Annotated in this window: 23 protein-coding genes; 11 read left to right on the top strand and 12 right to left on the bottom strand. The window is 69.1% G+C overall.

The genetic code is table 11. The features are described 5' to 3' along the window. The first annotated feature begins 46 nt into the window (after positions 1-46). The 3 genes from ABZ420_RS22970 to ABZ420_RS22960 all read left to right on the top strand — a co-directional run bounded on the left by ABZ420_RS22970 (position 47) and on the right by ABZ420_RS22960 (position 3,255). Entirely contained in the window at positions 47-1,987 is a 1,941-nt protein-coding gene (locus ABZ420_RS22970; protein WP_357126105.1) for a UvrD-helicase domain-containing protein, read from the top strand. 107 nt (positions 1,988-2,094) lie between these two features. Beyond that, complete coding sequence (locus tag ABZ420_RS22965) at positions 2,095-2,469, top strand: hypothetical protein (RefSeq protein WP_357126102.1); 375 nt, start codon at positions 2,095-2,097, stop codon at positions 2,467-2,469. Positions 2,470-2,526: 57 nt separating this feature from the next. After that, positions 2,527-3,255, top strand: coding sequence for a VIT family protein (locus tag ABZ420_RS22960; RefSeq protein WP_357126099.1), 729 nt, complete (start codon positions 2,527-2,529; stop codon positions 3,253-3,255). A gap of 79 nt (positions 3,256-3,334) precedes the next feature. On the opposite strand, the gene ABZ420_RS22955 is transcribed toward ABZ420_RS22960, so the two are convergent. From ABZ420_RS22955 to ABZ420_RS22945, 3 genes are read right to left on the bottom strand one after another with little or no spacing between them, the layout of a single operon-like run. Next, positions 3,335-3,508, bottom strand: a complete 174-nt coding sequence (locus ABZ420_RS22955; protein ID WP_083863269.1) for a CsbD family protein — start codon at positions 3,506-3,508, stop codon at positions 3,335-3,337. Positions 3,509-3,517: 9 nt separating this feature from the next. Further along, a complete protein-coding gene (locus tag ABZ420_RS22950; protein WP_085994835.1) occupies positions 3,518-3,673 on the bottom strand; it encodes a DUF6131 family protein in 156 nt (51 codons plus the stop codon). Positions 3,674-3,696: 23 nt separating this feature from the next. Then, positions 3,697-4,137 carry a hypothetical protein gene (locus ABZ420_RS22945; RefSeq protein ID WP_062971663.1) on the bottom strand — a complete coding sequence of 147 codons (441 nt, stop codon included), beginning with the start codon at positions 4,135-4,137 and terminating at the stop codon, positions 3,697-3,699. Between the two features lie 113 nt (positions 4,138-4,250). On the opposite strand from ABZ420_RS22945, the gene ABZ420_RS22940 reads away from it, so the two are divergent. Together ABZ420_RS22940 and ABZ420_RS22935 are read left to right on the top strand one after the other, a co-directional pair. Beyond that, positions 4,251-4,445 carry a heavy-metal-associated domain-containing protein gene (locus ABZ420_RS22940; protein ID WP_062971665.1) on the top strand — a complete coding sequence of 65 codons (195 nt, stop codon included), beginning with the start codon at positions 4,251-4,253 and terminating at the stop codon, positions 4,443-4,445. Between the two features lie 724 nt (positions 4,446-5,169). Next, positions 5,170-5,610, top strand: a complete 441-nt coding sequence (locus ABZ420_RS22935; protein WP_357126096.1) for a hypothetical protein — start codon at positions 5,170-5,172, stop codon at positions 5,608-5,610. Positions 5,611-5,653: 43 nt separating this feature from the next. Here the strand turns inward: ABZ420_RS22935 and ABZ420_RS22930 are convergent, their stop codons facing one another. Continuing rightward, a complete protein-coding gene (locus ABZ420_RS22930; protein WP_357126094.1) occupies positions 5,654-6,658 on the bottom strand; it encodes a DUF418 domain-containing protein in 1,005 nt (334 codons plus the stop codon). 117 nt (positions 6,659-6,775) lie between these two features. Here ABZ420_RS22930 and ABZ420_RS22925 point away from each other — a divergent pair, with 117 nt between their 5' ends. Together ABZ420_RS22925 and ABZ420_RS22920 are read left to right on the top strand one after the other, a co-directional pair. Next, positions 6,776-7,264 (top strand): MarR family transcriptional regulator, encoded by a 489-nt coding sequence (locus ABZ420_RS22925; protein WP_357126091.1) that lies wholly within the window; start codon positions 6,776-6,778, stop codon positions 7,262-7,264. After that, complete coding sequence (locus tag ABZ420_RS22920; RefSeq protein WP_357126088.1) at positions 7,264-7,644, top strand: DUF5313 family protein; 381 nt, start codon at positions 7,264-7,266, stop codon at positions 7,642-7,644. The genes ABZ420_RS22925 and ABZ420_RS22920 overlap by 1 nt, the downstream gene beginning before the upstream one ends. Positions 7,645-7,684: 40 nt before the next feature. Here the strand turns inward: ABZ420_RS22920 and ABZ420_RS22915 are convergent, their stop codons facing one another. Continuing rightward, positions 7,685-8,776 carry an ionic transporter y4hA gene (locus tag ABZ420_RS22915; protein WP_357126085.1) on the bottom strand — a complete coding sequence of 364 codons (1,092 nt, stop codon included), beginning with the start codon at positions 8,774-8,776 and terminating at the stop codon, positions 7,685-7,687. 70 nt (positions 8,777-8,846) lie between these two features. Further along, positions 8,847-9,242: a nitroreductase/quinone reductase family protein gene (locus tag ABZ420_RS22910; RefSeq protein ID WP_357126082.1), complete on the bottom strand. Its 396-nt coding sequence runs from the start codon at positions 9,240-9,242 to the stop codon at positions 8,847-8,849. Between the two features lie 550 nt (positions 9,243-9,792). Between ABZ420_RS22910 and ABZ420_RS22905 the strand changes: the two genes are divergently transcribed. Beyond that, positions 9,793-10,455, top strand: coding sequence for a PhoU domain-containing protein (locus tag ABZ420_RS22905; protein WP_357126079.1), 663 nt, complete (start codon positions 9,793-9,795; stop codon positions 10,453-10,455). Between the two features lie 24 nt (positions 10,456-10,479). After that, complete coding sequence (gene mmuM, locus ABZ420_RS22900) at positions 10,480-11,424, top strand: homocysteine S-methyltransferase (RefSeq protein ID WP_357126324.1); 945 nt, start codon at positions 10,480-10,482, stop codon at positions 11,422-11,424. Between the two features lie 33 nt (positions 11,425-11,457). Here mmuM and ABZ420_RS22895 read toward each other — a convergent pair whose 3' ends face one another. Together ABZ420_RS22895 and ABZ420_RS22890 are read right to left on the bottom strand one after the other, a co-directional pair. Then, positions 11,458-12,318 carry an RNA polymerase sigma factor gene (locus ABZ420_RS22895; protein WP_357126076.1) on the bottom strand — a complete coding sequence of 287 codons (861 nt, stop codon included), beginning with the start codon at positions 12,316-12,318 and terminating at the stop codon, positions 11,458-11,460. Positions 12,319-12,382: 64 nt separating this feature from the next. Next, positions 12,383-13,255, bottom strand: coding sequence for a haloalkane dehalogenase (locus ABZ420_RS22890; RefSeq protein ID WP_357126073.1), 873 nt, complete (start codon positions 13,253-13,255; stop codon positions 12,383-12,385). 691 nt (positions 13,256-13,946) lie between these two features. Here ABZ420_RS22890 and ABZ420_RS22885 point away from each other — a divergent pair. Then, positions 13,947-14,669 (top strand): HNH endonuclease family protein, encoded by a 723-nt coding sequence (locus ABZ420_RS22885; protein ID WP_357126070.1) that lies wholly within the window; start codon positions 13,947-13,949, stop codon positions 14,667-14,669. Positions 14,670-14,672: 3 nt separating this feature from the next. On the opposite strand, the gene ABZ420_RS22880 is transcribed toward ABZ420_RS22885, so the two are convergent. Then, complete coding sequence (locus ABZ420_RS22880) at positions 14,673-15,692, bottom strand: NAD(P)-dependent alcohol dehydrogenase (RefSeq protein ID WP_357126067.1); 1,020 nt, start codon at positions 15,690-15,692, stop codon at positions 14,673-14,675. Continuing rightward, the gene (locus tag ABZ420_RS22875; RefSeq protein ID WP_357126064.1) at positions 15,689-16,132 is read right to left on the bottom strand and encodes a hypothetical protein; all 444 of its coding nucleotides are present in this window, start codon (positions 16,130-16,132) and stop codon (positions 15,689-15,691) included. The genes ABZ420_RS22880 and ABZ420_RS22875 overlap by 4 nt, the downstream gene beginning before the upstream one ends. Before the next feature lie 86 nt (positions 16,133-16,218). On the opposite strand from ABZ420_RS22875, the gene ABZ420_RS22870 reads away from it, so the two are divergent. Next, a complete protein-coding gene (locus ABZ420_RS22870; protein ID WP_357126061.1) occupies positions 16,219-17,010 on the top strand; it encodes a helix-turn-helix transcriptional regulator in 792 nt (263 codons plus the stop codon). A gap of 168 nt (positions 17,011-17,178) precedes the next feature. Here the strand turns inward: ABZ420_RS22870 and ABZ420_RS22865 are convergent, their stop codons facing one another. Together ABZ420_RS22865 and ABZ420_RS22860 are read right to left on the bottom strand one after the other, a co-directional pair. Then, positions 17,179-18,381, bottom strand: a complete 1,203-nt coding sequence (locus ABZ420_RS22865; RefSeq protein WP_357126058.1) for an FAD-dependent monooxygenase — start codon at positions 18,379-18,381, stop codon at positions 17,179-17,181. Between the two features lie 179 nt (positions 18,382-18,560). Beyond that, a complete protein-coding gene (locus tag ABZ420_RS22860; RefSeq protein WP_357126055.1) occupies positions 18,561-19,205 on the bottom strand; it encodes a PadR family transcriptional regulator in 645 nt (214 codons plus the stop codon). Positions 19,206-19,389: the final 184 nt, after the last annotated feature.

Raw genomic sequence — 19,389 nt, 5'->3', positions numbered from 1 at the left:
CTTTACCGTCGAAGACGGGGTAGGTGTGCACCGGAAGGGGGACTCCATGAACACCTGGCTTTCGCTTGTCACCGATGCGCTGACCCGCGTCCCCGGCTACACATCGCACCAGCGGACGTTCTTCGCCGAGGCGCTGGCCGAGCCGGGACGGTACCTTCTCGTCCACCGGGATCCGGTGCCCGCCGACCATGCCCACGCGCTGCTGATCTGCCGCACAGGGCTTTTCGCGTTTCGATTCGCCGAGGACGTCCCCGCCGAAATCGACGGCATCCGCCGCCATGTCGAAGCGACGTTCGGCAAACTGCAGTTCGGGCGCGAGAAGATCGTCGCCCATGACGCGCAGATCGTTCTGCTCGTACCCGGCGAGATCCGGCGGCGCGGGGACGGCCGGTTCGCCGTCGCCGGGCCGGGTGCGCTCGATCGGGTGATCCGCGCACGCCACCGGCAGTTGCGGCCCACCCGGGTACAGGCCATCGCGAACACCGTCGCCCACCAGTCGGCCCGGGCCTACGACCTGCTCGAGATCGAGGACATGACGCCGGCCGCGCCGGATCCGGCCCTGCTCGATCGGTCGGAAGTGCTGTCGCCGCAGCGCGATGCGGCCCTGGAGATGCCGTTCCAGCGCTGGATGACCTTCCTGGATCCCGAACAGGAGGTGCTGGTCTCGCGCACCTACACCGGCCCCGCCCGGATCGCCGGTCCCGCGGGCACCGGCAAGACGGTGGTCGCGCTGCACCGCATGGCCAGGCAGGCGAAGCGGTCCACCGGTCGTCAGCTGTACACGACGTTCGTCAAGACGCTCGCGAACTGCCAGGAGACCTATTTCCGGCGACTCGCGCCGGGAACCGAGGAGCGCGTCCAGTTCGCCGGCCTGCATTCCTGGGCCATGGATTTCCTCAGGGAGCGGATCGCGGCGCCGAAGCTCGACCCGCGGGGAGCCGACCGGGTGTTCGGCCGGGTCTGGGAACAGGCGAGAGCCGTCTTCGAGGACATCGAGCCGCACGGAAGCTATTGGCGCGAGGAGATCGACCGGGTCATCAAGGGCCGTGAAATAGACGATCTCGACGTCTATCAGCGCGCGGAGCGCCACGGACGCAACGGCATTCGTCTCGACGACGACCGGCGTGCCGAGGTGTGGCACGAGCTCTACGTCCCGTACGTGAGCGAGATGCGCGAACGAGGGATCTCCGATTACAGCGACGTCATCGCCATCGCCCTGGCCGAGATCCGCAACGAACCGCTGCCCGAACCCTACGACGCGGTCGTCGTCGACGAAGTGCAGGACATGACGCTGGCCGGGCTGCGGCTGGCCCACGCCATCGCGGGCGGCAACGGGTCGAGCCCCCTGCTGCTGCTCGGCGACGGCCAGCAGCAGGTGTACGCCGGGGGCTGGCGCATGGCCGACGCGGGCATCGACCTGCGCGGGCGCGGCGAGGTCCTGCGGGTCAACTACCGCAACCGCCGTCGCGTCTGGGAGAACGCCGCCGGGATCGATGCGGTGAACGAGCTCGGCGATTTCGACGACGCGCCCGGCGTGCTGCTGCGCGACGCCGACGTCACCCTGCCCGACGGCGTGGTGCGCATCTGGCGCGGACCGGATCACTACCTGGAGTCGGCGCTGGTCGACGGCATACGCGAATGCGGGAAACCGTTGTCCGACATCGCGGTACTCACCCGGACGCGGCAGGAGGCCGCCCGGCTCGCCGGGGCGCTCGACGCCGTCGGCATCGCGACGCTGCCCTTGGAGGACCACGACGGGATGCCGCACCCCGCGGTCAAGGTCGGCACGGTGCACCGCGCCAAGGGGCTCGACTTCGCGGCCGTCTTCCATCCGAGTTGGTCCGGTGGCGCGGGGCCCCGAACGGGCGCGAGCCGCGAACGAGCCCAGTCGGCCGAGCGCCAGAAGCTGGTCGCGATCACCCGGGCACGGGACTTCGCGTGGCTCGGCATTCGTGACGACCGTTCGGAGATCGAGCGGTCCTCGTAGCCGTCTGAGGGTGCGGCAGCGGCCCGCACGGCGTCACCCGCTCGAATCGCCGCTGGGAAGGCGTGATTCGGCCGCTAGACTCTCCGATCGACTGGGAAGGGGGCCGCATGGACGCGGTTATCAAGGAGGTCGCCGAGGAGGGCAAGCGGCTGATCGACCGGGCCTGGCTCGGCGAACTCAGCCGCGACCAGGCGGTGCACATGTTCGTCCAGGTCGGCGACGGCATGGTGCGCTACGAGACGGCGCTGACCATCATCGATGACGGTGTGCAGCGGCTGAGCGCCAACGCCAGGCGGCTGCGGATCCTGCGCTGGTGCGCGGTGCTGGAGCTCCCGGTATTCGGCGCGTTCGCCGTACTCGCGGTGCTGGCGGGGGATTTCGCCACCGCGGGGCTTTCGGTGCTGTTCCTGCTGATCCTCCAGGTCATCCACCGCACGATGCTTCCGCATCCGCTCGCGGTTCCCCGCCCGCCCCGCACGTAGCCGCGCCCGGGTCGTGGTTCCCGCCCGCGCGTCGCGGGGTGATTAAGGTGCGTCTTCATGGACCGCACGACCGGCGCTTCCGGCGCACATCCGCACGAACCGCACGGCAACGGCTTCGCATCCAAGCTCAACTGGCTGCGCGCGGGGGTGCTCGGCGCGAACGACGGCATCGTGTCCACGGCGGGACTTGTCGTCGGCGTCGCGGCGGCGACCACCGATACCCAGGCCCTGTTCACCGCGGGCATCGCGGGTCTTTCGGCGGGGGCGATCTCGATGGCGGTGGGCGAATACGTCTCGGTCAGCACCCAGCGCGATTCGGAGCGGGCTCTGCTGGCGAAAGAACGCAGGGAATTGCGCGACGAACCGGACTACGAGCTGGCCGAACTCACCGGAATCTACCGGGCCAAGGGCCTGACGCCCGAAACGGCGCGCAAGGTCGCCGAAGAACTCACCGCGCACGACGCGTTCACCGCGCACGCGGAGGCCGAACTGGGGTTGAATCCCGCGGAACTGACCAATCCGTGGCAGGCGGCGTTCTCCTCGGCGGTGGCATTCACGCTCGGCGCGCTGCTGCCGTTGCTGGCCATCTTGCTACCGCCGGTTACCGCCCGCATCCCGGTGACGTTCGGGGCCGTGCTCGCCGCGCTCGCGCTCACCGGCTCGGTCAGCGCCCGGCTGGGTGGTAGCTCCCGTGGCCGGGCGGTGATCCGGGTGGTGCTCGGCGGCGCGCTGGCCATGGCCGTCACCTACGGCATCGGCCAGCTCACCGACGTCGCCGGCATCTGACTCGAACGCGGGCACTGCTCCGGACACGCCGATGCCGGGCGAAGGCCGATGGCCTTCGCCCGGCACGGGCGGTGCGCGGTCAGCGCTTGAAAGCGTCCCGCAGTTTGTCCGCGGCGCGCTTGACGTTGCCGCGGCCCTGCTCACGCCGTCCCTCGGCCTCCAGCCGGGGGTTGCCGGTCGCTCGGCCGAGGAATTTCTTCACGCTGCCCCTGGTCGCTTGCACTTGGTGCGCGAGGCGATCTTCGAACTTCATGAGCAATCCCTAGTAATACCAGCGGCGGCCACCCACCGGACGGCCCACCGAGCCGGCCACCAGCAGCACGAGCCCGATGATCAGCACGATGATGCCCGCGGTGGTGAGCAGCGAAATTCCGAGCAGCCAGCCCAGGACCAAGAGGATGAGGCCGAGAATGATCATTGTCGTATTCCTTTTCTTCTCAATTACTTCGCGGTCACAGGTTTCGAAGTCGAGACCGTCGCGCCGCGATCGGTCCGGGCAGTACCCGAACGGGGGGTGTGCAGCCACCGCCGCCAGGCCGGCTCCTGCTGAGGAGCCCGCGCCGCCGGTGCGGAAGTGTCCGCCGTCAGATCACGCCGCACCGCCGCCATCTCGCGGCGAGACTTCGCGAGTTCACGACGCGCCACCACGCCGCGACGGGTCACCCGCCAGGCGCCGGTCAGCACGAGGGCCAGTCCGAACATCCCGATCGCACCGAGGGTCACTCCGTAACCGAACAGTGCTCCGGTGGAACCGTGGAAGTGATAGTCGAATACCGCGAAATCGCTCGTCAGTTGCTGAGCGGAGCCGGTGTTGCCCACTACGGCGGCAACGCCGACGATCACGGCCGCGATCAAGGCGATGAGCCCGATAATGATGATCATGGCAATCCCTGTTGCGTCGAGTCGTTTGACAACTCCGCTATTCCCGGGCCCCCGGCAGTCAAACGCGACAAAAAGGAAAGTTTGAGCGGATCGAATCGGTCAATGCGATTCGCATGACGTACACAGTTACCCTGCACAACGTTACGCGCGAGTCCGCGTCGGCGATCGAATCGGCGCTGCGCGGCGTCAACGGCATCGACTCCGTCGACATCGACGTGTCGTCGGAGCGCGCGCTGGTGAACTCGACGACGATGACCTACGGCGAGGTTCTCGACGCGATCCGGCAGACCGGAGCCTCCGCCTCCTGATCGACGTTCGTCCGCCGCGCGGCTGCCCGGGACCTCCGACCCGGGCGAAGCCCTGGTAGGCACCCCGCGGGCCCGACCGCACACCCTCCGGTTTCCTCACCGGCACCGAGCGGGTGACGAACATGGTCGGACGTCGAGTTTCCACCGAATCGGTGGCCGACACCCCAACGCATGCGTGCGCAGGCCGTTCCTCGCATCGCCACGCCCCGAACCGCCGTCGACACCGAGCGAGCCTCGATGTATCGGCACCGGAAGGTCCTCGCGGGCCGGTCGATTCGACAGTGCCGCCGTCGGTGGAGCGATCGCGCCCGCGTCACCGCGTGATGGTCACCGGTGCCACCATCTCGAAACCTTCGGTCCGCCAAGGGCATCGAACCTCGGCACCCCCGTCTACGGCACACGCACCCGCTCGGGCAACACGTGGGTTCGCCCTGTCATCCGCGCCGCTTTCGAACCCGTCCGCATCCGGAGCGTTAGGACGTTCGCGGCATATGCGCGAGAAATCTTCTGGCGCTGCGGTTTCCGGTATCGCACACGGGCCGCCCCGCGAACGCCGAGGAGATGGGGCGAGCGACGATGATCGCCCCACCTGCTACCGCTCTCGGGCGCCGAACCCTTCGCGGTCACTCACCCTTCGGGGCGACCACAACGGCATGCGCAGGCGGAGCACGCACGAGTATGATCTACGCCACATGCCCTGTCAACCACAGGAGACAACGCTGCCATGGGGGAGGACTTACACCCGTTCACGCGGGCGCTCAACACGCTCATCGACGGAATGCACCCGCCCACCGGGAAAGACGGGCAGCCGCACCAGATCACTCACCGCGCGCTGGCCGCGGACATCCACCGCGCCACCGGCGCGCGCTTGTCCGCCAATTACCTCTGGAAGCTGCGCACCGGGCAGGCGGTGAACCCGTCCTACGAGACGCTGGAGGTGTTCCGCGGTTACTTCGGGCTGACCAGCCTGGACCCGTTCACCGAACCCCGTCTGGCGGCGACGCGCGGCAGCGAACTGGCATTGATCAACGCGCTCAGGGGGAACGCCGCGCACGAGGCACTGGAACCGGTGCTGCGCGACGGGCTGCGACAGGGCACGGTTCGCGCCGAGTCGGTGCTGGCGATGCTGAATGTCCTGCGGCGCATCGAGAACGAGCAACGCTGAACAATCCGGATGGCGCCGAGCCCGAAGACGGCGGCGGCCGAGTTCAATACGGGCGGCTCGGCATCCGCACCCGCCGGATCGGCGCCACCGTCCACCAGGTGACGCACCGCCACACCCATTCCAGGGGACCGTATTCGAATAACCGCAACCACACCGCACTGATCACCGCCTGTACCAGGATGATCGCGACCGCCAACCCCAGCACCGGCGCGTAGTCGCCGGAGCCGTACAGACCCAGACGCGGTGCGGCGAGCAGGATCAGCGCGGTGGCGCCCACGTAATTGGTCAACGCCATGCGGCCCAGCGGCCGCAACACCTCCGCAAGGACCTGACCGGGCTCGACGCGCAGCAACAGCAGCAATCCGGTGACGTAGGCCAGCGCGCCCAGCAGGCCCGCCACGGCCGTGGCCGGCGTGGACCACAGCTCCAGATACGGTGTGCGGTACTCCCACATTCCCGCCACTATCGCGGCGGGTAGGGCGAGGGCGAACACGGCGCCGATCTGCCAGACCCGATCGGCCAGGGTGTCCACGATTCCGGCGCGCGCGGTGGCAAGGCCCAGCAGGAACAACCCGGGCGCCAGGGCCAGTCCGCCGCCCAGGGCCAGCGCCACGCCGAACGTGCCCGCGAGTCCGGCCACCAGCACCACCCAGTTCGGCAGCGCCGAGGCGGGCAGCAGGATCACCAGCCCGGCCAGCGCGTACGGAAGCAGCGCCTCACCCGGCTGGAACAGCTGATGGACCGCGCCGATCACCCCGAGCGCCAGCAAGCGGCGGATCAGGACCAACCGGGGGCGCTCGCCGCGCTCCGCGGCATTGTCCAGCAGTAATGCGAAGCCGATTCCGAACAGGAACGAGAAGATCGGGAAGAACCGGCCCTCGAACACCACCGACAGCACGTGCCGGATCGGTATCGGCGCGCCCGATTCATCCGTGGCCGCCATGTCGGCGATCCGCCAGATATCCACCACCAGGATGCCGCACAGCGCGAAGCCACGAACCGCGTCGAGTTCCTGGATGCGCGGATCGGCCCCGCGTCCGTAGTGCATGGATCTCACGGTATCCAGCGGCGGCCTCGGAGCCGGGATCTCGCGCCGAGATGTCGCCCACATCGATTAACGCACTAACTATTAATGCGCTAACTTGGAGCGCGGAAAGGAGGACCGATGGAGCCCGTGATCGACGATCCGCTGCGCTTGGACCGCCAGGTGTGCTTCGCGCTGGCGGTGGCCAATCGGGCCGTGCTGGCCGTCTACCGGCCGCTGCTGGAGCCGCTCGGCCTGACCCACCCGCAGTATCTGGTGATGCTCGCGCTGTGGGGTGAGGCTCCGATGTCGGTCAAAGCGATCGCCGAGGCTGTCCAGCTCGACTCTCCGACGCTGTCCCCCCTGCTCAAGCGCCTGGAAGCGGCCGGGCTGATCAGTCGCGAACGGGACAGCCGGGACGAGCGGAACCTGGTGGTGAACCTGACCTCGGACGGAGCCGCGCTGCGCGCGAAGGCCGAGCAGATCCCGCCCGCCGTCGTGCGGCGCCTCGGCGTGGCCATGGCCGACCTCGAGCAGCTGCGCGACGCCCTCACCCGGGTGAACGAGGCGGCCCGGCGGTCGGTGCTCGCGGAGCCCGACGCCCCGTCCCCCAACCGAGGAGCCCGGTAGTGACACGCGAACGACGACGGCCCCACCCGATCCAGTGGATCGGCTACGCATTCGGACGCCGCCTGCCCGATTCGATGCGCGAGTGGGTGCGCGACGACCTGACCGGCAGGTTCGCGGCCACCCGGCACGTCTTGCGCGGGCTGGTGCCGTTCACACCGCTGTTCGCGGCGTTCCTGCTGTTTCCCGGCGAACTGTGGCTGCGCGGCGCGATGGTCCTGCTGGCGCTGCTGCTGGCCCTGTTCTACACCGTCGCCTTCATGCCGATGAACCGCGCGCACCGGCTCGCGAAGCACGGATTGCCCGCCGATCTGAAGAACCCGCGACAAGCCCAGCGGGAAGCGCGGGAACGCGCCAGATACGCCGCACAACACCCCCACTGACCACTGCGCCCCGCAGTGGAACAGGCCGCGAAGTCTGATGCTAGGGGCTGGCGGCCAGGCCGACGAAAGCCGCGAACACTGCCAGGTGGACGCCCCCTTGGAGGAGTGTCGCGCGTCCGGGGACGATCGTCAGGCCGCCGACGACGACGGTCAGGGCCAGCAGCACCATCTGGGTCGCGCCGAGACCGAGCACCAAGGGGCCGTCCAGCCAGATGCTCGCCACCGCGATCGCCGGGATGGTCAGGCCGATGCTCGCCATGGCCGAACCCAGGGCCAGATTGAGACCGATCTGCACCTGGTCGCGGCGCGCGGCCCGGATCGCGGCGAGCGTCTCGGGCAGCAGCACCAGCAACGCGATCACCACGCCGACCGCCGACTGCGGCAATCCCGCCGACTCGACCGCCGACTCGACGGCGGGCGAGACCACCTTCGCCAGCCCGACCACGCAGACGAGGGCGACCAGCAGCAGAGCCAGGGCGGCGAGCGCGGTGCGCACACTGGGCGACTCGATGTGCTCGTCGCCGTCGGCGACGGTGCCGCCCACCTCGACCGGGAGGAAGTCGTCCGGATGACGCACCGTCTGCACGAGCACGAACAAGCCGTACAACGCGAGCGAGGCCACCGCGGCGAAAGCCAGCTGCGCCGACGAGAACTCCGGACCGGGCTTGCTCGTGGTGAAGGTCGGCAGCACGAGACTGAGCGTGGCCAGCGTCGCCACGGTGGCCAGCGCCGCACCGGTGCCTTCCGCGTTGAATACCGCCACCCGCCGCCGCAAGGCGCCCACCAGCAGGCAGAGACCGAAGATCCCGTTGCAGGTGATCATCGCCGCGGCGAAGACCGTGTCGCGGGCCAGAGTCGCGGTCTTGTCACCGCCTTGGCCCATCAGGGTGAGGATGAGCGCCACTTCGATCACGGTCACCGCGACGGCCAGCACCAGCGAGCCGAACGGTTCACCGATGCGGCGCGCGACCACTTCCGCGTGGTGCACCGCCGCGAGCACCGCCCCGATCAACGCCAGCACCACGATCGCCACCGCGACACCGGGCAGACCGCGGCCCCAAGTGGCCGCGAGGGCGAGGACGGCCAGCAGCGGTACCACTACGGTCCAGCGGGCGAGCAACACACGGATCATGCCCACCATCGTCCCAGCAAACTATTCGCATCCCGGTCGGGTGATGGGTATCCCCGCCCCGGGCGCGAGCTCAGTCGTCCAGATCGATGCGCACGGTGAGCAGATCGGTACCGACGAACCGGACGGCCGCGCTGTTGGCGCGCGGCAGGGCGGCAAGGCGGGCACGCGGGTCGTCCTCGGGCAGCAGATGCGCGGTGCCGGTGTGCCAGCGCCCATGCAACCGCAGCCGAACTCGATTGTCGGCCTTGATGTTCCGGACATACTGCGAACGCTCACCGAACTCGGAGACCAGCCAGAACTCCCGCCCGACCCGCCGCCCGCCGATCGGCGTGGTCCGCGGCTGCCCACTGACCCGGCCGGTGGTCTCCAAGAGGGTCTGCTTTGGAAGCGTGCTGAGCAGCGGATTGCCCACGCGGCGCTGGAACGCCGTCACCACCCGATGCTGGATGTCGCGCAAGTTCGGCATGCCGCGACGGTAACACCGGTCACACCCGTCGGCAGGCCGCGCCGTGTCCGCGATTCGGGTCTCGAACAGGGCACGAGCCCGCATGCGGTGCGCAATTGCACCGCCAGGCATCGGGGCGCAAACGGCCGCCCCCTCGCATCGCGCAGTGCCGACAGTTCCGTGCCGCCGCACCGGACAGCGTGGGGCGTGCGGTGGGCAATCGGGCGAGGCCCGTTGTGCACCAGAATCTTTCTGTGATGCGAGCCACAAATCGGCCGTCTCGCAATATCTCTCCCCGGCCCCGCTGAACTCCCGTCGACCAGCAGCCCGTTCGCCGGGCGATCGGCCCCCGTCCCCCGGATCTCGCGCGCCGGGTTTCGCCGCAGCGCGAAGCAGCTCCAAAAAGATGCCGGACCTGTGGCTTTCAGCCGAGCCCATAGCTTTGCGAGCGGGCGATCTCCGGCGTCCCCCTCCGCGAGGCAGGCCGGCCGGTCGGCCCTGGCGATGCCGTTACCGAAGAACATCCGGCAAGGAATCGACCCCGCGCCCCTCCATGGGTGAGAATTTGGCGGTGCGCACCCAGTTCACTGCCGAGCTCATCGCGTTGACGAATGATCTGACGCTGATGTGCACGCTCGCCCACGACGCCGTCGAGCGTGTCACCGACGCGCTCGTCGACGCCGATCTCACCGCGACCTACGAGGTCTTCGCGCTCGACGAGCAGCTGCAGAAGATGTACGGCGCGTGCGAGGCGCGCACCGTGGTGCTGCTCGCATTACAGGCGCCGGTGGCCCGCGACCTGCGGCACGTGGTGACGGCGATCCAGATCGCCGGTGAACTGTCCCGCATCGGCCGGCTCGCCAGCCGCGTCGCCGACAAGGTGTACCAGAGTCATCCCGGACACGCGGCGGAGCAACCGATCCTGGACATCCTCGCCGCGATGGGCAAGCTGGCGGCCGAGCGCACGGCGCTGGCCGGGCAAGCGGTCGCGGGCCGCCACCCGCTGCCGGAGGAGGAGACACCCGCCGGTCGCCCGATGGAAACGCTGCACCAGCAGCTGCATTCCGCGCTGCGCGACCCGGCGACCCAGCCGTCCACCGAGGTAGCGATCGATATCGCCCTGCTGGGACATCACCTGGAACGCTGCGTCGACCACACGGCGCGCATCGAGCGGCTCATCCGCTTCCTCGACACCGGCGTGCCACCGACCGCCCAGCCCAGCGACGACGAATAAGCCGCGTCCTACAGTGGAACCGTGCTGTTCGACCCCGCGGCGGGGGCACTGATCTCGGACGGCGGATTGGCCACCGAGCTGGAGGCCCGCGGCCACGACCTGTCCGGCGCGTTGTGGTCGGCGCGCCTGCTCGTGGACGAACCCGCCGCGATCGAGGCGGTGCACGCCGCCTATTTCCGCGCGGGCGCCGACATCGCGACCACCGCGACCTATCAGGCTTCCCTCGATGGTTTCGCCGCGCGGGGGCTGACCAGGACGGAATCGGTACGGCTGTGGCAGCGCGGCGTGGCGCTGGCCCGCGCGGCGCGCGATGCCCGCGCCGGCGATGGGCGGCGCCGGTGGGTCGCCGCCTCGATCGGCCCGTACGGCGCCGCGCGCGCCGACGGATCGGAATATCGTGGCCGCTACGGCCGCACCGTGGCCGAACTGCGAGCATGGCATCGGCCGCGTATGGAGGTGCTCGCCGAGGCGGGCGCGGACCTGCTGGCCGTGGAGACCGTTCCCGATATCGACGAGGCCGAGGCCCTCGTGGACTTGGTGAACGAGTTCGGGGTGCCCGCATGGCTCAGCTACACCATCGACGGCGACCGCACGCGTGCCGGTCAACCGCTCGCCGATGCCTTCGCGGTGGCCGCGGACTCGGCCTCGATCGTCGCGATCGGCGTGAACTGTTGCGCGCCCGCCGATGTCTCGGCCGCGGTGGAACTCGCCGCCCGCACCGGAAAACCCGTGGTCGTCTACCCCAACAGCGGCGAAGGCTGGGATGCGGCGCGCCGGCGCTGGACCGGTCCCCCACAGTTCAGGCCGGGGCAAGCCCGCGAGTGGTACGCGCGGGGCGCGCGGATCATCGGCGGATGCTGCCGTGTCGGCCCCGCCGACATCGCCCATCTCGCAAGGGATCTACGAGGAACTTCTCTCTTCGCCACCCGGACCGCCACCGGCTCGTCCGGCCCTGGAGCGCCCGGCTGAGCGATTCGGCCGCGACGCGAGCCGCCGTTCGGGTCATGTCTGCTCGAGCATGGGAAAACGACCGGAACCGAGCAGCCCCGCGATCGCGTCCATCTTCGCTTGCGGCGCGGCGTAGTCCGGATGAGCACGCAGCACCGACGCCGCGTCGTGCAACCGGATCATCTGCCGTTCGGCCTCGGCCGCGGTACGACCGCCCGCGCTGACCGGATGGCGCGCGTACACCGGGCGGCGCGGGTCGACCCGTCCCGAGGCGAGCGCTCGGTCCACCCGGCGCGAGCAGCGGCAGAACGCCGCGGGATCGACCAGGCCGCAGGTCGCGTTCAGGAAGTTCCCGAGCCGTTTCTTGGCTCGCTGCAACCGCTTTCGATAGGCGGCCGGGGTGACCTCGAGGATCCAGGCGGCCTCGGCGGAACTCAGTTCGAACACCTCACCGAGCACGAAGGCGATCCGTTCGTCGCGGGCCAGGCATTGCAACATGCCCTGGCTACAGGTGAGCCGCACCTCGGCGGTCAGCAGCACCGCTTCCGGCCCGCGGTGATCCGCCTCCGACAATCCGTCGGCCAGCCCGTCCCGGAAGGAGTCCAAGCTCAGTTGCGCGGCCTCCTGCGGGGATTGCCGCCGCAGATTCAGCAGGTGATTGACGCCGATGCGATAGGCCCAGGTGAGCAGTTTCGCCTCGGCGCGCCAGCTGTGCAGATGGTCGAGGACCCGCACCATGATCTCCTGCGTCGCGTCCTCGGCCTCCGCGGGCCGCCACACCATGCGCAGGGCCAGCCGATAGAGCGGGTCCTGCAGCAGGCGCACCACCTGGGCGATGGCGTCCCGGTCGCCCGCGACCGCGCGGGCGACCATGGCCTTTTCTTCCGCCGCGACCCGGTCGTGCTCGGTGCTCATCCGGCCATCATTCGGCTTGCGTCGCGGTCGGCGCAAGCACGCCCCGGTCACACCGGGCACGAGGTCACGAGCGAGCGGCCGCACCGATCAGGGCGTGCCGGTCGAGCCACTGCGCGACCGCCCGGCCGATCTCGTCCGGCCGGTCCTCCGGCGCGTGGTGGCCCGCCGGGCCGATCGGCGCGACCTCGGCGCTCGCGAAGGTGCTCGCGGCCCAGTCGATCGCCTCCGCCGCACCCAATCCGACGCCGTTCTCCAGGGCCATCAGCAATTTCGGCACCTCGGGTGTGGCGGCCGCCCACGCGCCGTAGTTCCGCACCAGCTCGACGACGTCGGCGGGCTCGCCGTCCAGCGGGAACTCACGCGGCCACACCAGCAGCGGCTTGCGTGTGGCCGGGGTGGGGTACGGCGCCCGGTACACGTCGTGATCCTCGGCGGCCAGGTCGGCGATGCCCTTCGGCAGGTTGAACTCGATGAAGGTGTTCTCCTCCAGAATCATCCGCTCGCCTTCCGGGGAGCGGAACTTGCGGAACAGCTCGGCGCCGAGCGCAGGCAGTTCGTCCCAGCGCATCGGGCGCAAGAAGGTCTCGATCAGCGCGATGCCGCGCACCCGGCCGGGATGCCGCGCGGCCCAGTCGATGCCCAGCGCGCCGCCCCAGTCGTGCCCGACCAGCACCACCTCGTCCAGGCCGAGCGCGTCGAACCAGGCGTCCAGGTAGGCGGCGTGGTCGGTGAAGCGGTAGCCGCTGTCCGGCTTGCCGGATTCCCCCATCCCGATCAGGTCCGGCGCCAGCGCCCTGGTTCGATCGGCGACGTGCGGGATCACGTTGCGCCACAGGTAGGACGAGGTCGGATTGCCGTGCAGGAACACCACCGGGGTGTCCCCCACTCCGGTGTCGCGGTAGTTGATGAAGGAGTCGAGAACGTCGACGGTCGGCATGATGTGGTCCTTTCAGGTCGGGCTTGCTTGCCCACACCCGTTTCGACACAGGATTTGCTTGCCTGTGACCGGACATGAAGTGATCATCGTCACACGCACGGCCGGCCGGACGGCGACGGCGCCACACCGCACCGCCATCTCATGCCCACCTCGGTACTCATGCAGTAGATGCATGGCCGAAACTGAAGATCGGCTGAGAAATATTTCGATCCTTCACAACGAACTTGCCAATCGCCACGCGTACTATCTACTGTCTTGATACGTAGGAACAAGTGAGATCGAGATGGAGCGGATGCGTGCTGGCGCCCTACCCGGGTAGGGACTTCCCTGGTCACCCCCCTGATCCCGATCACCCCTGATCGTCACGAGTGAGTCCGGAGCAGGCGCGGCTCGACACCTCGGGACCTCCCCCTCATCAGCCCCGTGGTGTCGTACCAGTGCGGTTTTCGGAGTGGACAACCATCCGCACAACCGCGCGGCTCCCCAGGTCTCCTCGTGATAGACCGCCCCCGAATCGGCGCCGGCACGGCGATTCGGGGGCGGGCCCACTCCTGCCCGATCGCTCCGGCGCATCGCCCGTTAACGGTCGGCTGTGCCGAATCTCATACGCGCCGTTGGGTTGCGCGAACCCTGCCACTGGATACCTTGTCGCCGGTTACAGTTTCAAGTGGGTTCGGCGTTAGGAAGTTCGATGAAGTCCACAACGCGGCGGCTGGCTCTGATCGGCATCATGGTGGCGACTTCCATCGGACTGATCTCCTGCTCCTCGGTTCACCCCAGCCAGTCGACGGCGGCGGGATGCGGTTCGGGCGGCCGGGCGTGCGCCGATGCCGCCGCCCCGATTCCCGGCCGCGACGCTCTCGCCCTGCTCAACTCCCTGCGCGTGGCGGAGCGCGCGCCCAAAACCGGCTACAGCAGGGACGAATTCGGGCCGCCCTGGACCGACAACGTCTCGGTGCCCGGCGGCGGCAACGGCTGCGACACCCGCAACGACATCCTCCAGCGCGACATGACCGACGTGACCTTCAAGTCGGGCAAGTGCATCGTCGCCACCGGAACGCTCGCCGACCCGTACACCGGCAAGACCATCGCCTTCAAGCGCGGCACGAAGTCCTCCGACGACGTGCAGATCGATCACGTCGTCGCGCTGTCGGACGCTTGGCAGAAAGGCGCACAGCAGCTTTCCGCCGAACGCCGCCGCGACCTGGCCAACGACCCGCTGAACCTGCAGGCCGTCGACGGCCCGACCAACCAGTCCAAGAGCGACTCCGACGCGGCCGAATGGCTGCCGCCGAGCAAGGGCTACCACTGCGCCTACCTGACCAGGCAGATCCAGGTTAAGGCGGCCTACCAGCTCTGGGTCACCCCGGCCGAGAAGGACGCCATGGTGCGGATCCTGACCGCCTGCCCCTGAGCCCTAGGGAATCTCGATCACCACCTTCCCGAACGGGTCACCGGTGCGGAGATACCGGTAGGCCGCCTCGGCTTCCTCGAACGCGAACACCCGGTCGATGACGGGACGCATCCGATGGACGGCGATCGCTCGGTTCATCGCCTCGAAATCCGTTCGGCTGCCCACCGCGATGCGGCGGATCGACAGATACGACGCCCCGAATGGATTGCCCGCGGGCGGATCGGTGGCGGGCATCGCGCCGATCATCGTGATCCGCGCGTTGTACGCGCCCGACCGCACGGATCTCGCCAGTGTCGGCATGCCCACCGCGTCGAGGACGTGGTCGGCGCCATCACCGCCGGTGCGGTCCAGCACGACGCTTTCCCACTCCGGGGTCCGGCTGCGATCGATCACCTCGTCGGCTCCGAGCGCGCGTAACCGCTCGGCTTTGCGATCGTTCGAGGTGATCGAGATGATCCTGGCGCCGTGCATTTTCGCGTGCTGTACGCCGAAAAGCGCCACCGATCCGCTGCCGACGGTCAAAACTGTCTCGCCCGGCCGCACCGGCAACGGCGTGCTCAGCGCGGCCCACGCCACCACCCCGGCGCAGGTCAGCGTCGCGGCTTCCGAGTCCGTGAGGTGACCGGGCACGTGCACCACCGAATCCTCCTCCAGCACGGCATAAGTGGCGAGCATGCCGGGATAGGTGGCGCCGTACTGCTCGACGACGTGCGACTGACGCTGCGGACCGTCGACCCAGCGGACGAAGTAGGTGGCGGTCACCCGGTCGCCCACCGCGGCGCGGGTCACGTCGTCGCCCACGGCGATCACCTCGCCGACGCCGTCGCTGAGCGGGACGACGCCGGGGGTGGCGGGCAGTGGGTACGTACCGTCCACCAGCATCAGATCGCGACGATTCAGCGACGCCGCCCGCACCCGGATCACCACCTGCCGTGGGCCGGGCACCGGCATCTCCTGCGGGGCGGCGGTCAGCGCGCCCGCGCCGCGCGAGGGGTCGAGATGGTAGGCGACGGCTTGCCTCATGCGACGCCGATGTACTGGTGATCCCACCGGATCCGGCCGTCGTCGTCGAGGGCGATGACGTCGTATCCGCCGCCCACCACGGCGCCGTCGGCCTTCGTCACCATGTGCCAGGTCAGGCCGATCAGGTTCACCGAGAGGCGCACCGCCTGCCGCTGCGCCACGAACACGTGCTCGCCTGGAGCGACGAACTCGTCGTACGCCCGGTCGACGCGGCGGTCCAGCGCTTCATAGCCACGGATCTCCACGGTCGGGATCGGGAAGGACAGCGCGGCCAACGCTTCCCGCATACCCTGCGGCGGATCCACCAGGACCTGGGCGCCGTCCTCGGACCACAGCTGCCTGATCCGCTTGCGCCTGGCTTCGGCGTCGGGCTCGTTCCACAACGCGATGTACCGTTCGGCGAATCGCGAGAGTTCCTGCTCATCGAATTCGTTGCTCATGCGGCAGAGTTTTGCCGCCGTTCGAAGTCCGCGCGATTCCCCGCAGGGTATGGCGAGCCCGCTGCCCGCCCGCCGATACTGCTGTTATGACAACGGCGATCGAGTCCACCGGGTTCGCCCGGCAGCTCAAGCATTGGCGGACGCTGCGCCGGGTCAGCCAACTCGACCTCGCGATCCGCGCCGACACCACGCAGCGTCATCTGAGCTTCCTGGAGCAGGGCCGCTCGCGCCCCGGCCGCACCATGGTGGTGCGGCTGGCCGAATCACTGGAGCTGTCCCTGCGCGAACGCAACGGACTGCTGCTGGCCGCGGGATACGCGCCGATCTTCCCCGAATCGGAACTCGACACCGCGGAACTGGCACCGGTGCTGGAGGCGTTACGCGCCATTCTGGACGGCCATCTGCCCTACCCGGCGCTGGTCGTGCGGCCCTACGGCATCCTGCTCGCCGCCAACGCGGCCTTCGACGTGCTCACCGAGGACGCGGCGCCCTGGCTGCTGGAACCACCGGTCAACGTGCTGCGGCTCGCGCTGCATCCGGACGGCTTGGCCGCCCGCGTGGTCAACCTGCCCGAATGGGGAAGGCACGTCACCGAAGCGCTGCGCAACCGGATGGCCCGCAGCCCCGATCCCGTCCTCGACGAGCTGATCGACGAGCTGGAGACCTATCTGCCGTCCATCGAGCCGGGGCCGGGGCATCTGGGTTTCGCGGTGCCATTGCGCCTGCGCTGCGCCGAAGGGGAATTGCGTTTGATCACCACGCTCACCTCGTTCGCCACCGCGGTGGACGTCACGCTCGCCGAGCTGCAACTGGAGGCGTTTCTGCCCGGCGACGAGCAGACCACGCGAATTCTGCGTGAGCGCGCGGCACGACGCTGATCGGGGCTATCGCGCCCGCCACGACCAGCCGGGGCTGGACCGGATCGACATGCGGGCGAGGTGGCGCCCAGGAACCGTGTCGATCCGGCGGTCCGATTCCCGCCGCCGAATCGCCGCTCACTCGAGGATCAGTCCCGCAGGTCGGCCCAGCGGGACTTCACCGTCGACTCACACCGCCGCGAGTTCGTGCTCGGCCGGTGCGTCCCAATCGATCCGGTAGCGCTGTTCGGGTCCCATGGTCTTCTCCGGTTTCATCACGGTCTTGGCCATCAGCGGCATGAGCAGCGGCATGAATTTGCGTCCCACCGGCCCCGGCGTCTTGCTGTGGTTGATCTTTGCCGCGCGGGCCGCGACGCCTTCCACACGCTCGCGCCGCAGCCGCTCGTACACCGCGAACGCCTCCGGAGCGGGCAGATCGCGCAGGCACCTGGCCAGCTGCACACCGCTCTCGATCGCCAGCGACGCGCCCTGGCCGGAACTGTTGGACGGGGCGTGCACGGCATCGCCGACCAGCACCATGCGTCCGCGATGCCAGTGCGGCACCGGCGGCATGATGTGCAGCGCGCCCACCACCTCCAGCTGGTCCTCGGTGGTGCGGCGAGTGAGTTCGCCGCCGGGGCTGTCGTCGCGGTAGGTCTCGCGCAGGATCTTCAACCAGTGCGCGTTCGGTACCGCCCGCGCCGCGGTGAGCGAGAGGTACTCCTTGTGCGGCAGGTTCGCTCCCCAGGCCACCCGCCCGTCGCCGAGCGGCCAGTACAGGTAGTACGCCCGCTTGCCGAACGCGAAGGTCATGGTGTCGGCCGGGATCTCGGCGTCGCACTCGGTGGTCGCGCCGAAGCCGAGCATGCCGGTGTAGCCGGGCCCGGGGGCGTTCGGGTCGATCAGCGTGCGCACCCGCGAGCGGATGCCGTCCGCGCCGATCAGCACGTCGGCGGTGGCCGTGCTGCCGTCGGCGAACCGGGCGGTGCTGCCGGATTCGTCCTCGTGCACGTCGACCAGGCGCTTGTCGTACTCGAACGGCACCCCCGCCGCGATCGCGTGCCGGTGCAGCGCTCGATGCAACTCGCTGCGGTCGACCACTTGCAGCGGCGGCACATCGGAGAGGCCCGGCAGTGCCAGCACCTTGTCTCCTACTGCCATGTTCATCTTCGTGACCGGCAGCGCGATCTCGCGGACCGGATCGCCCGCTCCGATGATGTCGAGGGCGGCGATGCCGTTGGGCGCCAGCGCGAGTCCGCTGCCGATGCCGTAGGAAGGGCCGGGGTAGGCCTCGTAGACGCGGGCTTCGATGCCCGCCTTGCGCAGGGCCGTCGCGACGACGGGGCCTGCGATGCCGCCACCGATCACCAGGGCGGTACGTGTTGTGGACATGGGTGTCTCCAGGATTCGTGCGATACGGGTTTCGGTTCCCGGACCGACCCACGCGCCACCCACCCGGTTATCCTGTGGTTGCCAGCCTTGTAGCCGGGTGCGCGTTCGCGGGCGCGGTTCGAGACTGTTCGATCGGGCCCGGCGGCGGTGTTGCCGCACCACGCCGGGTCCGGTTTCGGCTAGTTCTCGGTCATCCCCCTCTCCACCAGCTCGGTGACCTCCGACGGCAGCGCGCCGCGCTCGTGCCACTCACGCCATTGCGCCAGTCCGGGGAAGGTGCCCTCGGTCAGCTCGTCACGCAGCGAACGTGTCCACGCCGCCTCGGCTTCCAGCATCGCCAGCCCGAACTCGGACTCGATGACGAACAGCCGCGGCAGCGCGCTCGCGAGTTCGCCGAGTTCGCGGCGAACCGTCCCGATGGTCTGTTCGAGCGCTTCGAGACGGCTACCGAGCAGTTCGACCACCTCGGCGGGCGGAAGCACCGCGAGAACGGACAGACCCGCGACGAACCGGTGATGTTCCGGTTCCGGAGTCGCCAGCAGCTCCCTGGTCCAATCGGCCATCTCGGCGCGGCCCGCGTCGGTGATCCGGTAGATCACCCGCTCCGGTCGCGCGCCCGCCCGCTCGCTGCCGACCACCTCGAGGAAGCCGACCTTGGCCATGTTTTGCACGACCGTGTAGAGCGAACCCCACTTGATCGCCATGTCGTGGTCTTTGCCCCGGTCGCGCAGGGTCTGCGCGATCTCGTACCGGTGCATCGGGCGTTCGATGATCACCGACAGCACCGCGAGCGCCAGCAGGTTGTCGACCTTGCGTTTCTTCATCGCGGCACCTCCTCATTACTCGTGTACGAATATACGTCGACGAGTAATAAGCCGCAAGCGGTTCAGGCGGGCACCGTCTGCTGCTCGCGCGCCTGCTCTTCGAGCAACTTCGTGGCGATGTTCGTCAACGCCTGGTCCAGCAGCGCCCGATCGGCGGGATCGGCTTCGTTCCAGTCGTCGAGCC

Origin of the sequence: Nocardia sp. NPDC005745, assembly GCF_040630775.1 — a bacterium.
Taxonomy (GTDB): Bacteria; Actinomycetota; Actinomycetes; order Mycobacteriales; family Mycobacteriaceae; genus Nocardia.
The sequence above is the reverse complement of the archived record's forward strand: the minus strand, read 5'-3'. Positions and strand labels throughout refer to the sequence as shown.